Genomic DNA, 13,225 nt, shown 5'->3' on the forward strand with positions numbered 1-13,225 from the left:
TTTCTTTTCGAGAAAGCTTTGTATTTTTACAGCCATCTTATAAGATGTTCCATAAAATATTACCTCGCTTTATGGGCGCTTACAGCGTTACCGAAATAGTATTAAAAATCAACTCGTGGGTCAGAACAGAATTAATATATTAAACAGAAAGGCAAAATTCGAATACGAATTCTTAGATAAATACACTGCCGGAATCAAACTGGCAGGAACAGAGATTAAAGCAATTCGAGAAGGAAAAGCCAGTATTGCCGAAAGTTTTTGTGAATTCCACAATGGGGGAGAACTATTCGTGATCAATATGCATATCGAAGAATATTCGCATGCGACGTATTTTAATCACAATCCTAAGAGTGAACGAAAATTACTCCTGAATAAAAAAGAATTAAAAAAGCTTGAAAAAGAAGTAAAGAATAGCGGTCTTACCATTATTCCTACCCGATTATTTATTAATGAACGGGGGCTTGCTAAATTAGATATTGTACTCGCCAAGGGGAAAAAGCTTTACGACAAAAGAGAAACGATTAAAAACAGAGATAATAAGAGAAATCTGGATCGTATAAAAAAAGCGTATAACAATTAAAAAAGCCCTTGCAATGGCAAAGGCTTTTTACTTTTTAGTTTTTATCTTCTAACAGCGGGACAAAACGAAACTCTCCAAACTCGTGTTTTTCGAATTGTGTCTCACTTTTTCGTATGAACAAGGTCATAATCTGAGCGTTTTCTCCAACAGGAATCACCAACCTCCCTCCTATTGCTAATTGACTTAATAAAGGTTTAGGAACATAAGGAGCGCCCGCAGTAACAATAATAGCTTTATAAGGCGCAAATTCGGCTAATCCTTTATACCCATCACCAAAAATCAATTGTTTGGGGCGATATCCGATTTTAGGAAGAAACAGTTTGGCTTTTTTAAACAATTCTTTTTGTCGCTCAATACTATATACTTTAGTCCCTAATTCGCATAATACAGCTGTCTGATACCCAGAACCTGTTCCTATTTCCAATACCTTATCACCACTTTTAACCTCCATTAATTCACTCTGAAAAGCCACCGTATATGGCTGTGAAATGGTTTGATCCGCACCAATTGGAAATGCCTTATCCTGATACGCATGATCTTCAAAACTAGAATCCATAAACAAATGCCTGGGAATTGAATTAATGGCTTCTAACACCTTTTTATCCTTAATCCCTTTATCAATCAATACCTTGACCAGTTGTTTTCTTTTTCCAGCTTGTTTTAACGTATCTTTAGCTCTCATTCGCGTTTTTTGAATAGCCAAAATTACGTAAAGATTTTAAAGATTCTCATACAATTTTACTTCTAAAAGGAATATTTTACATTTTAGATACAAATAAGAATTAAAATTTATAAATAATGTTATTTTTGTCTAAAACCTTGAAATATGCTCAAAGCAGGAGTACTTGGTGCGGGGCACCTTGGTAAAATTCATTTACGTTTATTAGAACAATCAACAAATTATAATTTAGTCGGGTTCTATGACCCCAATAAAGAACAGGTAGCAGCTATTGCCGAAGAATTTGGTTTTACCCCTTTCGACTCTGCCGAAGCCTTAATAGATGCTGTAGATGTGATTGATATTGTCACTCCTACTTTTGCCCATTTTGAAGTTGCAAAGAAAGCTATTAAAGCAGGAAAACACGTATTTATAGAAAAACCTATTACCAATACTGTACAAGAAGCAGAAGCGCTTATTGAACTAGCTAATACATATAATGTAAAAGGACAAGTCGGTCATGTAGAGCGATTTAATCCTGCCTATACCTCGGTGGCAAAAAAAATAGACAACCCTATGTTTATTGAAGCACATCGACTGGCAGAATTTAATCCCAGAGGAACAGATGTGCCTGTAGTACTGGACTTAATGATTCACGATATAGATGCTATTCTTAGCGTAGTGAATTCTGAAGTAAAAAACATTAGTGCCAGCGGAGTATCTGTAATTAGCGAAACACCTGATATCGCAAATGCAAGAATAGAGTTCGAAAACGGCTGTGTTGCCAATCTTACTGCCAGCCGGATTTCCTTAAAAAATATGAGAAAGGCGCGTTTCTTCCAAAAAGATGCCTATATATCGGTGGACTTCTTCGAAAAGAAATGCGAAGTCGTAAAAATGAAAGACGCTCCCGAACAACCTGACGATTTTGCCATGATTTTGCAAAATGCAGAAGGGGTAAAAAAACAAATTTATTTTGATAATCCGAGTGTCCCCAGTAACAATGCAATCCTTGATGAGTTGGATACTTTTGCCGAGGCTATAAAAAATGACAGCACTCCTATTGTCTCGCTCGAACAAGGTAAAAAAGCACTGGAGGTAGCTTTGCAAATTATCGCTTGCTTTAACTAGATTACAACATTGATCATCATAGAAAATACTATTTTCTGAATATTTATAAAACAGACAACGACATGAAAAATATAGCTGTTATCGGCGCAGGAACAATGGGGAATGGTATCGCACATACATTCGCCCAAAAAGGTTTCAAAGTTCAATTAATTGACATCTCTCAAGAATCACTGAACCGGGGAATTGCAACCATTACCAAAAACCTCGATCGAATGATCAAAAAAGAAGTGATTTCTGAAGCTGATAAAGAAGAAACACTTGGCAATATCACCACTTTTACAGACATCAAAGAAGGAGTTGAATATGCACAACTGGTAGTAGAAGCTGCCACAGAAAATGTACCATTAAAATTGAACATTTTTAAAGAGCTGGATGAAGTTTGCGGAGAAGATACGGTTCTTGCTACAAATACTTCTTCCATTTCGATTACTCAGATAGCAGCTGCTACAAAAGCTTCCAGGCAAGACAAAGTAATCGGTATGCATTTTATGAACCCTGTACCTATTATGAAGTTAGTAGAAATTATCAGAGGGTATAACACTTCTGACCAAGTTACTAATACGATTATGGAGCTTTCCAAAACACTGGGTAAAGTTCCTGTAGAAGTGAATGATTATCCAGGGTTCGTAGCCAATAGAATTTTAATGCCTATGATTAATGAATCTATTGAGACTTTATACAATGGAGTGGCCGGAGTTCAGGAAATTGACACTGTAATGAAATTGGGAATGGCTCATCCAATGGGCCCCTTACAATTAGCTGACTTCATTGGATTAGATGTTTGTCTTTCTATATTAAATGTAATGTACGAAGGGTTTAAAAATCCGAAATACGCACCTTGCCCTCTGTTAGTAAATATGGTAACTGCCGGTAAGCTAGGAATCAAAAGCGGAGAAGGCTTTTATGACTATGCAGAGAGCAGAAAAGCGGAAAAAATAGCAACGCAATTTGCATAATCTCTTATGACTTTATGAAGCTAAACTTCCTTCTTTTTATTTGTTTATTACAGATATGCTGTAAAAAAGAGCAAGGAAGTTTAGCTACTATGTCTAAAAGTCCCTCTCCATATACTCAGCAGTACCCGCAGCTGGATCATCTTTTTAAAAAACACCCAACCTATATCGCCAGTAGTTTTGATTTCCCCGTTGGCAAACCTGATGCCAAAGGGTATTACAATGCGCAACATTTTGGAGAAAATGCACATTTGGGAGAAGACTGGAATGGAATCAAGGGAGGAAATAGTGATTTAGGCGATCCTATTTATGCCATTGCCAATGGATATGTATCCTTTGCTCAGGATATCGGAGGCGGATGGGGACATGTAATTCGTATTATTCATCAATACAAAGGCTCCTATTATGAATCTGTCTATGCACATTGTCATACCATAGCGGTCAAAAAAGGAGATTTACTCCATAAAGGAACACCTATTGGTACTATAGGGAATGCCCATGGAAAATATTACGCACATTTACACCTGGAAATAAGAAATCATATCTTTATGGATATCGGACAAGGATATTCCAATGATACTAAAGGATATATACATCCTACAAATTTTATAAATTCAAACTAATGGCTACCATTAAACCTTTTAAAGCAGTCAGACCCACCAGAGACAAAGTAGGATTAATCGCCTCTCGCTCTTATCAAAGTTATACTCCAGAAGAACGGGATTCCAGAATGACGCATAATCCGTATTCTTTTCTGCATATCGTAAACCCTGGTTACAAATACCAAAAAGTAATTTCGGGAGAAGAGCGATATAAGCTCGTCCGAAACAGGTATTTGGAATTCAAGGAAGACGACATTTTTATTCAGGATCAACAGACCTCGTATTATGTGTATAAGATTGTCAACAGGGAACAGGAATCTTTTTGTGGTATTGTAGCAGCCGCAAGTGCCGAAGATTATGAGAACAATGTTATCAAAAAGCATGAGGATACGATTCAGGATCGGGAAACCACCTTTAAAGAATATCTCCGTACAGTAGGTTTTAATGCAGAACCTGTGCTTCTCACCTACCCAGATAATGACCTCATAACCTCAATCATAAAAAATACAGTAGCAGAAAGAGCCGAATATGAGTTTACCACCACCTACAGAGACACTCATTATTTATGGCAAATCAATCAACCGGAAATTCTCCGGCAGATCGAAAAAGAGTTTGCAGCTATGGAAACCATCTATATTGCTGACGGACATCATCGATCCGCTTCTTCTTATTTACTTTCCAAAGACCTGAAAGAAGAAAATTCTAATCATACAGGAACAGAAGCCTATAATTTCTTTATGAGTTACCTGATTCCCGAATCCGAACTTCGGATATATGAATTCAATCGCCTTATTAAAGATCTGAACGGACTTACTAAAGAAGAATTTTTAATTCGTCTGGATGAGTGGTTCCGTATCGAAAATCGAGGAATTGAAGTGTACAAACCCAGTAAACCTCATCATTTTAGCTTATACCTGGAAGGAGAGTTTTACTCTTTGTATCTGAGAAAAACAATCTACGAATTTAATACTGCATTAGATTCTCTAGACGCTCATATTCTGTTCAAAACAATTCTTGAACCCATCTTAAACATAACAGATCTTCGTACTGATGACAGAATCGAATACTCTCATGGAAAAAATGACATTGTTTATGTAAAAACAAAAGTTGACTCCGGGGAATTCAAAGCAGGTTTTGGTTTATTTCCTGCGACTGTTGAACAAATGAAAAATATAGCCGATGAGGGCTTGACCATGCCTCCAAAAAGCACGTATATTGAGCCTAAATTAAGAAGTGGGATCACTATTTATGAATTTGAAAAATAAATTCGTTGATACCCCATAAAAGAAGTATCTTAGAAAGAGACATTATGAGCATTACATCTAATCTGCAAGACATACAAGAATCATTACCTAAAGAGATCACCCTAGTCGCTGTATCAAAGACCAAACCTGTTGCCGATATTGAAGAAGCCTACCAGGCGGGACACCGAGTATTCGGAGAAAACAAAATTCAGGAGATGACAGAAAAATGGGAGCAGCTTCCTCAGGATATTTTATGGCATATGATCGGGCATGTACAGACAAATAAAGTAAAGTACATGGCTCCATATGTTCACTTGATCCATGCAGTTGACAGCTTAAAACTATTAAAAGAGATCAACAAGCAAGCCTTAAAAAATAAACGGATCATCCATTGCCTGTTACAAATAAAAATCGCAGAAGAAGAGAGTAAATTTGGACTTTCTCCATCAGATGCCCAAGCGCTATTAGCTTCTGAAGAGGTCAGTAGTTTATCCAATGTTCATATCGAAGGGTTTATGGGAATGGCTACCTTTACTGATAATCAAAAACAGATTCGACAAGAATTTAGTGTGATCAAAAACTTATTCGACGAAATGGTTCCTCAATACCCCCAACTAAAAACACTATCCATAGGAATGAGTGGGGATTATGAAGTCGCCATTGCTTCCGGTAGCACCATGGTTCGTATTGGAAGTTCTATTTTTGGAAAAAGAAACTATGTATAACCACAACCGTATAAAAAAGTAGGAACGATACAATATGTATGCAATTTTAGATATAGAAACAACAGGAGGAAAATACAATGAAGAAGGTATTACTGAAATTGCTATCTATAAATTTGACGGTCATGAAATAGTGGATCAATTTATAAGTTTAATTAACCCGGAGCGTCCGATACAGCCTTTCGTATCCAACCTGACCGGGATTAATAACGAAATGCTTAGAAATGCCCCCAAATTTTATGAAGTTGCCAAGCGAATTGTAGAAATCACAACAGATGCGATTATTGTGGCTCACAATGCGAGTTTTGATTATCGTATTCTGAAAACGGAATTCTCACGACTGGGATTTGAATTCGAAAGAGAATCTCTTTGTACTGTAGAACTCTCCCGAAAACTAATCCCGGATCAACCATCCTATAGCCTCGGAAAACTAGTTCGAAGCCTGGGAATCCCCATGACCGATAGGCACCGGGCGAATGGAGATGCTTTAGCCACTGTAAAACTTTTCAAACTTCTTCTTGCCAAGGATGTAGAAAAAAAGATTGTCACTAATACGGTTCGTTTTAAACCCAAAAGACAAATTGACGATAAGCTACTAAAGCTTATTGACAGTGTCCCTTCGGAGACCGGAGTATATTATATGCACGATGCCGAAGGCAAGATTATCTATATCGGAAAAAGCAGGAATATCAAAAAAAGGCTCAACCAGCATTTTACCAGTGATAACCGGAAATCGAAACGGATACAGGAAGAAATTACCCATGTGACTTTTGAGATTACAGGAAGTGAGTTACTCGCCTTATTAAAGGAGAATGAAGAAATCAAATTACACAAGCCTAAGTTTAATCGGGCCCTGAGAAGAACACGTTTTGATCAGGCTCTTTATCAATTTACAGACGAAAAAGGATATATCAATCTCAAAACGGCAAGAATTGACCTCAGAAAAAAACCTATCACTATATTCACTAACAGGCAGCAGGCCAAATCTTTTATGTTTAAGTGGTCAGAGGAATATCAGCTCTGCCAAAAATTAATGGGATTAGATACTGGCAAAAAAAATTGTTTTAACTACACTATTAAGCAATGCTATGGAGCTTGTATATCAGAAGAATCTCCTGCCGAGTATAACGAACGGGTGATGGAATTAATACATCACCATTCTTTCAAAAACGAAACCATGGTTTTGATCGACCGGGGAAGAGAGGTTGACGAACGCGGAGTCGTATTAATAGAAAATGGAATATTGCAGGGGTTCGGGTACTTTACCCTTAATTATCAGATAAACAATATCGAGATTTTACGCTCTATTATAACACCTATGAGTCATAACAGAGATGCCCAGCATATCATTCAAAGTTACATTAGAAAAAACAAAAAGTTAAAAATTATTAAACCTACCAGTAATGAGTAGATAATGGTTTCTGAAAAAAATGTCTCTATCATTCCTTATCAAAATAAAAATGATACTTTAATCATTCTGGGGCATACGTACTTTTTTTTAGTATTTTTAGACCAAAACCAACTAATTTGAACTCAAACAAAGCAGAAACTCATTGGAAAAATAAACTTCATGAAATTATTTATGAAGCAGATACGCCGGCTGGTAAATTTTTCGATATCATTCTTCTGATATTAATCGTACTTAGTATCATTTTCGTGATGCTGGAGAGTGTCAAAGGACTCCCGCAATCGACTTATGATTTGCTATATTATGCAGAATGGATTATCACTATTTTTTTCTCACTAGAATACATTGCCCGGATTGTTTCGATAAAAAAGCCTTCTAACTATATTTTTAGTTTTTATGGGATCATTGATTTTCTATCTACGATTCCGTTATACTTATCTTTTTTCTTTACCGGATACCACGCACTGCTTACCGTACGTGCACTTCGGTTATTAAGGGTATTTCGAATATTAAAAATATCGAGATACATTGGAGAGGCAAATAAACTAAGTACCGCGATAAAAAACAGCAGGGCAAAAATTTCTGTATTCCTGTTTGCCGTTATTGTGCTATGTATTATTCTGGGAACTATTGTTTATCTGGTAGAAGGAGAAGAAAGCGGTTTTAAAAATATCCCCGTGAGTGTTTATTGGTGCATTGTAACAATGACTACTGTCGGATACGGAGATATTGCTCCTGTAACCCCGGCCGGGCAGTTTATAGCTGCTTTGATTATGATATTGGGATATGGTATCATTGCTGTTCCGACAGGAATTGTCAGTGCAGAATATTCTCAGCACTCAAAAAAAGTTCACTTAAACACCCAATCTTGTCATAATTGTAATGAAAATAACCACCAGGACGGGGCTAAATTTTGTCACAATTGCGGAGAATCACTCTATAATGAATAAACATCTTATTGTTATTGTTGGCCCTACTGCCATTGGAAAAACGAATCTAAGTATTCAACTGGCACGTCATTTTGATTGCGAAATTTTGTCTGCGGATAGCCGGCAATTTTTTAAAGAAATGCAGATCGGAACTGCAGCTCCTACGACAGAAGAGCTGAGTATGGCACCTCATCACTGCATACAACATATCAGCATACAGGATGCTTATTCTGTAGGAGATTATGAAAAAGAAGCACTCAGCATCTTAACCTCCTTATTTGCCAAAAAAGATATCGCTATTCTAATTGGAGGATCCGGTTTATATGTCCGGGCAGTAACTGATGGGCTTGATGATTTCCCCGAAATAGATCCTGCCATCCGGATTACTTTAAATGACGTTTTTGAAAAAAAGGGAATCACGGCACTTCAGGAACAGTTACAAACATTAGACCCTGTACAGTACAACAAAATGGATATTCAAAATCCGCATCGATTGATTCGGGCACTAGAAATCTGTATTGGCACTGGTACCCCCTACTCTTCTTTTCTAAGTGCCGCTGGAAAAAGCCGTCCTTTTAATATTATAAAAATAGGGATTACTGCCGATCGTCAGATTATTTATGATCGTATCAATACCAGAGTAGATCATATGATAGAGGAAGGCTTACTAAAAGAAGTAACCGCTTTATATGAATTCAAAGCATTAAATGCCCTGAATACTGTTGGTTATAAAGAGTTATTCAAGTACCTGGATAAGGAATGGTCTCTGGAAACAGCTATTGCCGAAATAAAAAAGAACACAAGACGCTTTGCTAAGCGACAGCTAACCTGGTTCCGAAAAGACCCAAAAATTCACTGGTTTGACTACCAGGAAGACACAAAGAAAATCATACAGAAAATTGATACGTTTCTCTCATAAAAAAAAGGCTGTAAATGCACTGACATCTACAGCCTTTTATATTGCTTTAATAAAGTATTGGTTTGGTTAAAAAAAACATTTTCTAGTCTTCTTCTTCCCCTTCTTTTCGAACTACCAGTCGAAATCCTTCTCCGTGGATATTGAGAATTTCTACCGTTTCGTCTTGTTTTAAATATTTTCTAAGTTTAGCGATATACACATCCATACTACGAGAGGTAAAATAGTTATCATCTCTCCATATTTTTGTCAATGCTAATTCTCTAGGCATTAAGTCATTTAAGTGCAACGCCAATAAACGCAATAATTCGTTTTCTTTTGGAGACAATTTTATAGATTCTTCATCCTTATAGGTAAGAAATCTCAACTTAGAATTCAGATGGAAACTTCCGATCATAAACTCAAACTGCTTACTGTCAACTACCGATTCAGTAGTTTTTCGCTGCATAATCGCCTGAATTTTCATTAACAGCACTTCACTATCGAATGGTTTATTAAGATAATCATCCGCTCCTATCTTGTATCCTTTAAGCACATCTTCTTTCATTGCCTTGGCAGTTAGGAAGATAATAGGAATCTCTTCATTTTTATCTCTGATTTCTTTTGCTAATGTAAATCCGTCTTTGTATGGCATCATTACGTCAAGAATACACATGTCGTAATCATCCTTTTTGAACTTTTCAAAACCTTCCATTCCATTCTTGGCATGGACTACTTGGTAATCATTCATTACAAGATAGTCTTTTAACACAGTTCCAAAATTCGGATCATCTTCAACAAGCAAAATCTTTTTGTTTTCTGTTTCCATATTTTATGATATTAATGGTAATTTAATTATGAAGGTAGAGCCTTTTCCCCTTTCGCTCTCTACCCAAATTTGACCGTGATGGTCATCTATGATTCTTTTTACATAAGTAAGTCCTAAGCCATGCCCTTTTACATTGTGAAGATCCCCTGTGTGTTCTCTAAAGAATTTTTCAAATATTTTCTTTTGTACTACTTTACTCATCCCTTTTCCCTGATCTCTAATTTTCAGAAGAATACTATCCTTAACATTCTCTGTATAGATATCTATTTTTGGTGAGTCTTCAGAATATTTTATAGCGTTGTCCAGTATATTAACTACGACATTAATCATATGACTATCATTGGCTAATATCGCTGATTTAAATGCGCCCAAATGGGTTTTAATATATCCGGACTTATCTTCTACTATAAGAGATACATGGGTTATTGCATCTTCTATAATATCGTGTAGCTTTAGTCTTTCTTTTTTAATATTTAATTGATTTTTCTCCAGTTGAGAAATCCGTAAAACATTTTCTACCTGAGCATGCATTCTTTTATTTTCCTCTCGTATCATCGTCAGGTATCGTTGTGTTTTTTCGCTATCTCCACCTATTTTCGGGTTTTTAATGGCATCTAGCGCCAGGTTTATAGTTGCTATTGGTGTTTTTAATTCATGCGTCATATTATTGATAAAATCTGTTTTTATCTCCGATATCTGACGCTGCATAATTAATTGAGATAATGCACTGGAATAAGCAATAACAATAATTAATGTAAACATGATAGAAAGAATTGTCATCCCTTTTATCGAGGATAATACATATTTTTTCTTTCCTGTAAAATTAACATACAACTGATATTTACTAAATCCTTGTTCATTAATAAAAAGTGGTACTGAATAAGTAGTTGGGTATTCCAGGCTAAAATCATCAGAATGGACTCTTGTCGCTAGTGCATTACTATATATAGCATATTCAAAATCCACTTTTATATCTCGTTTTTCTAACTCTTTATTTATTAATCTTTCTATCTCTTCTTTTTTTACTCTCCTGTGTATCGGAAAATAACTTGCGATTTCTCCTATAGCCTCTTCATAATCTCTTCGCTGAAGATCTGTCAATCTTTGAATTCTTTCTAATTTAGAAATCTTTCTGTTTTTTGTGATACGCGCTCCATTTTCTCCTCCTATCGTATCTGTCTTTCGATTCAATATTACTTTTTTCAACTTTACCGTATCGATATTGAAGGCTATAAAAGAAGAAAACAGCTTATAATCTTCTTCTAAACTACCATTTGCATATGACAATCCTTTTCTGGTACTATCAATGCTTATATCAAGCAATTGTCGAATCGTTTTATTATCCGGAGCATCAATTGTATCTATAATTTGCTGCAACGGAAAAAATATCTCTTCAAACTCTCTATACTGAATATCTTTTGATACGGATATAAGAATATGTTTTGCATTTAACGAAAACTGTTCCTCATTATTTTCTACCGTATTATTAATCCAATATCCCTGCACAAAAATGATACCAATCAGTGACAAGCTCATCAAAATTATTAGCAGGACGAATAGTCTTTTATTCATGCCCCAAAAATAAGACTTTAACATTTAGCCACTTTATGGTTTAACCAAATGTTAACAGTATACTATGACTTATTCACAAGACGATAAGAGAATAATTTTATTGTGGATTTTCTGAACCTGATCGTGTGTATTTTTCAGATTATTATTTCGTATTACAAAGTCAGCAAACGGGACTTTTTGGTCATCTGTCCATTGGTTTTTCATTCGATCTTTTACCTGCTCTTCTGTTGTATTATCTCGTTGCATCACCCGCCTGATACGTTCTTCTTCTGGCACGACAACCAGGATCGTATAATCACATTTTTTATATCCTCCATTCTCAAATAGAATAGCTGCTTCTTTTATAACGTATTGCCCCTTTTGTTTATTCTTCCAATTGTTAAAATCTTTCGCTACTGCAGGATGCACGATACTATTTAATGCTTCTAACAAAGCTTTATCCCGAAAAACTTTATTCGCTATATACGCTCGATTCAATGCTCCGTCCTGATATGCTTTTTCTCCTAATAAGTCTACAATAGCAGCTTGTAGGGTTTCATCTGTATTCATCAACTGTTTTGCCTCTTTATCCGCGATATAAACAGCAATCCCCATATCCTGAAACATATTAGCAATTGTCGATTTGCCACTTCCAATTCCTCCGGTAAGTCCTACTACTTTCATCTTCTTTCTATTTTAAGATTACAAATTGCACCTGTTTTTCTCCCAGCCTCACATCGTGAACCGTAACCGGATATTCCTTAATCTCCAGAATTAAAAAAGAACTCCCTTCTGCTACTTTTTGATAATCCGCGATAATTTTAAAATCAGAGGGCGCTATTGTATTATATGTATCCAGCCCAACCCTATACACTACCTTGACTTCTTTTGGAAATACCTTTACCTCATGATTGTCAGGTACATTAATAAGTGTCACCGGGATCTCCTGACTTCCTTCCGTAAATTTACTTACGTCTATAGAAGCGGTAATTTCTAAGGGACTCACAGTAACTCCCAAAGGAAAATCACTTCGATCCAAAGCTACTTTTGTACTGTAGTTTTTATGAACCCCTTCTATCAGAAATTCTTCTGTTTGTATGGATGCAATCGTATCCACAATCCTTTTTGCTCCGGAGACAATTACTGAATCGGGGCTTGGAATTACTCCTTCTGCACTTCCGTAACCTGCTGTAAAAGTCACATTTCCATTGATTGTTACAGGTATCTTTTTTTCTAAATTCTCATCCAGTTTCAACCGGATTGTATCTTTCTGAACAGATAACACCCGACCTTTAAAATCCAGGTTATTCTTAAGTAATAATGCCTGCTTATCAATAAAAAAGGAATACCCTCTACCGGAAGCAGTTACAGCATCTTCTACATCAAAAGTCAAGGCATTTTTCTTCCAGTTATTACTCATCAGACGAAACCCGTTTCCATTGAGAATAATCTTCAGGCTCAGGTCACTAGTCGTATTGAGTATTTTTCCGTTGGGGATATTCACATATCGGATTGGCACCTCCACCTCTCTTGTATAGTTTTTAGAAAACTGAATAAACAACCATAGCATGGATGTAAACGTGAGAAAAAACAGAAATGTTTTTACATTGTTCCGTTTAAAAGAAAACCTATGACGTATACTGCTTTGTTCTTTCATCTATAATTAGTATCGTTTTAAAAGAGACGTTAAAAATCTGACATCCCACCGAGTTCCTGCCCTGGT

At 36.1% G+C, this 13,225-nt stretch carries 14 protein-coding genes; 9 read left to right on the plus strand and 5 right to left on the minus strand.

Features of this window, described 5'->3' with window-relative positions; all coding sequences use genetic code 11:
- Positions 1–115: 115 nt before the first annotated feature.
- Positions 116–580, plus strand: coding sequence for an SsrA-binding protein SmpB (gene smpB / locus ACFSTE_RS22325; protein ID WP_176030941.1), 465 nt, complete (start codon positions 116–118; stop codon positions 578–580).
- 34 nt (positions 581–614) lie between these two features.
- Here the strand turns inward: smpB and ACFSTE_RS22330 are convergent, their stop codons facing one another.
- A complete protein-coding gene (locus tag ACFSTE_RS22330; RefSeq protein ID WP_176030942.1) occupies positions 615–1,262 on the minus strand; it encodes a protein-L-isoaspartate(D-aspartate) O-methyltransferase in 648 nt (215 codons plus the stop codon).
- Positions 1,263–1,406: 144 nt separating this feature from the next.
- On the opposite strand from ACFSTE_RS22330, the gene ACFSTE_RS22335 reads away from it, so the two are divergent.
- The 8 genes from ACFSTE_RS22335 (at position 1,407) to miaA (ending at position 9,146) form a co-directional block, all read left to right on the plus strand.
- A complete protein-coding gene (locus ACFSTE_RS22335; RefSeq protein ID WP_378253954.1) occupies positions 1,407–2,369 on the plus strand; it encodes a Gfo/Idh/MocA family protein in 963 nt (320 codons plus the stop codon).
- 62 nt (positions 2,370–2,431) lie between these two features.
- Entirely contained in the window at positions 2,432–3,325 is an 894-nt protein-coding gene (locus ACFSTE_RS22340) for a 3-hydroxybutyryl-CoA dehydrogenase (protein WP_176030944.1), read from the plus strand.
- 14 nt (positions 3,326–3,339) lie between these two features.
- Positions 3,340–3,945 (plus strand): M23 family metallopeptidase, encoded by a 606-nt coding sequence (locus ACFSTE_RS22345; RefSeq protein ID WP_378253951.1) that lies wholly within the window; start codon positions 3,340–3,342, stop codon positions 3,943–3,945.
- On the plus strand, positions 3,945–5,189 hold the full coding sequence (locus tag ACFSTE_RS22350; RefSeq protein ID WP_378253949.1) for a DUF1015 domain-containing protein: 1,245 nt from the start codon (positions 3,945–3,947) through the stop codon (positions 5,187–5,189). The genes ACFSTE_RS22345 and ACFSTE_RS22350 overlap by 1 nt, the downstream gene beginning before the upstream one ends.
- A gap of 44 nt (positions 5,190–5,233) precedes the next feature.
- The gene (locus ACFSTE_RS22355; RefSeq protein ID WP_378253947.1) at positions 5,234–5,893 is read left to right on the plus strand and encodes a YggS family pyridoxal phosphate-dependent enzyme; all 660 of its coding nucleotides are present in this window, start codon (positions 5,234–5,236) and stop codon (positions 5,891–5,893) included.
- A 34-nt stretch (positions 5,894–5,927) separates the two neighbouring features.
- Positions 5,928–7,301 carry an exonuclease domain-containing protein gene (locus ACFSTE_RS22360; RefSeq protein WP_378253945.1) on the plus strand — a complete coding sequence of 458 codons (1,374 nt, stop codon included), beginning with the start codon at positions 5,928–5,930 and terminating at the stop codon, positions 7,299–7,301.
- Positions 7,302–7,417: 116 nt separating this feature from the next.
- Positions 7,418–8,248, plus strand: coding sequence for an ion transporter (locus ACFSTE_RS22365; protein WP_176030949.1), 831 nt, complete (start codon positions 7,418–7,420; stop codon positions 8,246–8,248).
- On the plus strand, positions 8,241–9,146 hold the full coding sequence (gene miaA, locus ACFSTE_RS22370; protein ID WP_378253943.1) for a tRNA (adenosine(37)-N6)-dimethylallyltransferase MiaA: 906 nt from the start codon (positions 8,241–8,243) through the stop codon (positions 9,144–9,146). Before ACFSTE_RS22365 ends, miaA begins: the two co-directional genes overlap by 8 nt.
- An 82-nt stretch (positions 9,147–9,228) precedes the next feature.
- Here miaA and ACFSTE_RS22375 read toward each other — a convergent pair whose 3' ends face one another.
- From ACFSTE_RS22375 to ACFSTE_RS22390, 4 genes are all read right to left on the minus strand, one after another.
- The gene (locus ACFSTE_RS22375) at positions 9,229–9,951 is read right to left on the minus strand and encodes a response regulator transcription factor (protein WP_176030951.1); all 723 of its coding nucleotides are present in this window, start codon (positions 9,949–9,951) and stop codon (positions 9,229–9,231) included.
- Between the two features lie 3 nt (positions 9,952–9,954).
- Positions 9,955–11,523, minus strand: a complete 1,569-nt coding sequence (locus ACFSTE_RS22380; protein WP_176030952.1) for a sensor histidine kinase — start codon at positions 11,521–11,523, stop codon at positions 9,955–9,957.
- A 69-nt stretch (positions 11,524–11,592) separates the two neighbouring features.
- Entirely contained in the window at positions 11,593–12,186 is a 594-nt protein-coding gene (gene coaE / locus ACFSTE_RS22385) for a dephospho-CoA kinase (RefSeq protein ID WP_378253940.1), read from the minus strand.
- A 7-nt stretch (positions 12,187–12,193) separates the two neighbouring features.
- Complete coding sequence (locus tag ACFSTE_RS22390) at positions 12,194–13,159, minus strand: CdaR family protein (protein WP_176030954.1); 966 nt, start codon at positions 13,157–13,159, stop codon at positions 12,194–12,196.
- Positions 13,160–13,225 lie beyond the last annotated feature (66 nt).

The organism is Aquimarina hainanensis, assembly GCF_042684685.1.
Lineage (GTDB): Bacteria > Bacteroidota > Bacteroidia > Flavobacteriales > Flavobacteriaceae > Aquimarina > Aquimarina hainanensis.

Excerpts from the sequence above, each read along its gene's own strand:
- ACFSTE_RS22340 (WP_176030944.1), top strand. The coding sequence starts at position 2,432 with ATGAAAAATATAGCTGTTATCGGCGCAGGAACAATGGGGAATGGTATC.
- coaE (WP_378253940.1), bottom strand. The coding sequence starts at position 12,186 with ATGAAAGTAGTAGGACTTACCGGAGGAATTGGAAGTGGCAAATCGACA.
- ACFSTE_RS22390 (WP_176030954.1), bottom strand. The coding sequence starts at position 13,159 with ATGAAAGAACAAAGCAGTATACGTCATAGGTTTTCTTTTAAACGGAAC.
- ACFSTE_RS22345 (WP_378253951.1), top strand. The coding sequence starts at position 3,340 with ATGAAGCTAAACTTCCTTCTTTTTATTTGTTTATTACAGATATGCTGT.
- ACFSTE_RS22335 (WP_378253954.1), top strand. The coding sequence starts at position 1,407 with ATGCTCAAAGCAGGAGTACTTGGTGCGGGGCACCTTGGTAAAATTCAT.
- ACFSTE_RS22360 (WP_378253945.1), top strand. The coding sequence starts at position 5,928 with ATGTATGCAATTTTAGATATAGAAACAACAGGAGGAAAATACAATGAA.
- ACFSTE_RS22380 (WP_176030952.1), bottom strand. The coding sequence starts at position 11,523 with ATGAATAAAAGACTATTCGTCCTGCTAATAATTTTGATGAGCTTGTCA.
- ACFSTE_RS22350 (WP_378253949.1), top strand. The coding sequence starts at position 3,945 with ATGGCTACCATTAAACCTTTTAAAGCAGTCAGACCCACCAGAGACAAA.
- ACFSTE_RS22330 (WP_176030942.1), bottom strand. The coding sequence starts at position 1,262 with ATGAGAGCTAAAGATACGTTAAAACAAGCTGGAAAAAGAAAACAACTG.
- ACFSTE_RS22355 (WP_378253947.1), top strand. The coding sequence starts at position 5,234 with ATGAGCATTACATCTAATCTGCAAGACATACAAGAATCATTACCTAAA.
- miaA (WP_378253943.1), top strand. The coding sequence starts at position 8,241 with ATGAATAAACATCTTATTGTTATTGTTGGCCCTACTGCCATTGGAAAA.
- ACFSTE_RS22375 (WP_176030951.1), bottom strand. The coding sequence starts at position 9,951 with ATGGAAACAGAAAACAAAAAGATTTTGCTTGTTGAAGATGATCCGAAT.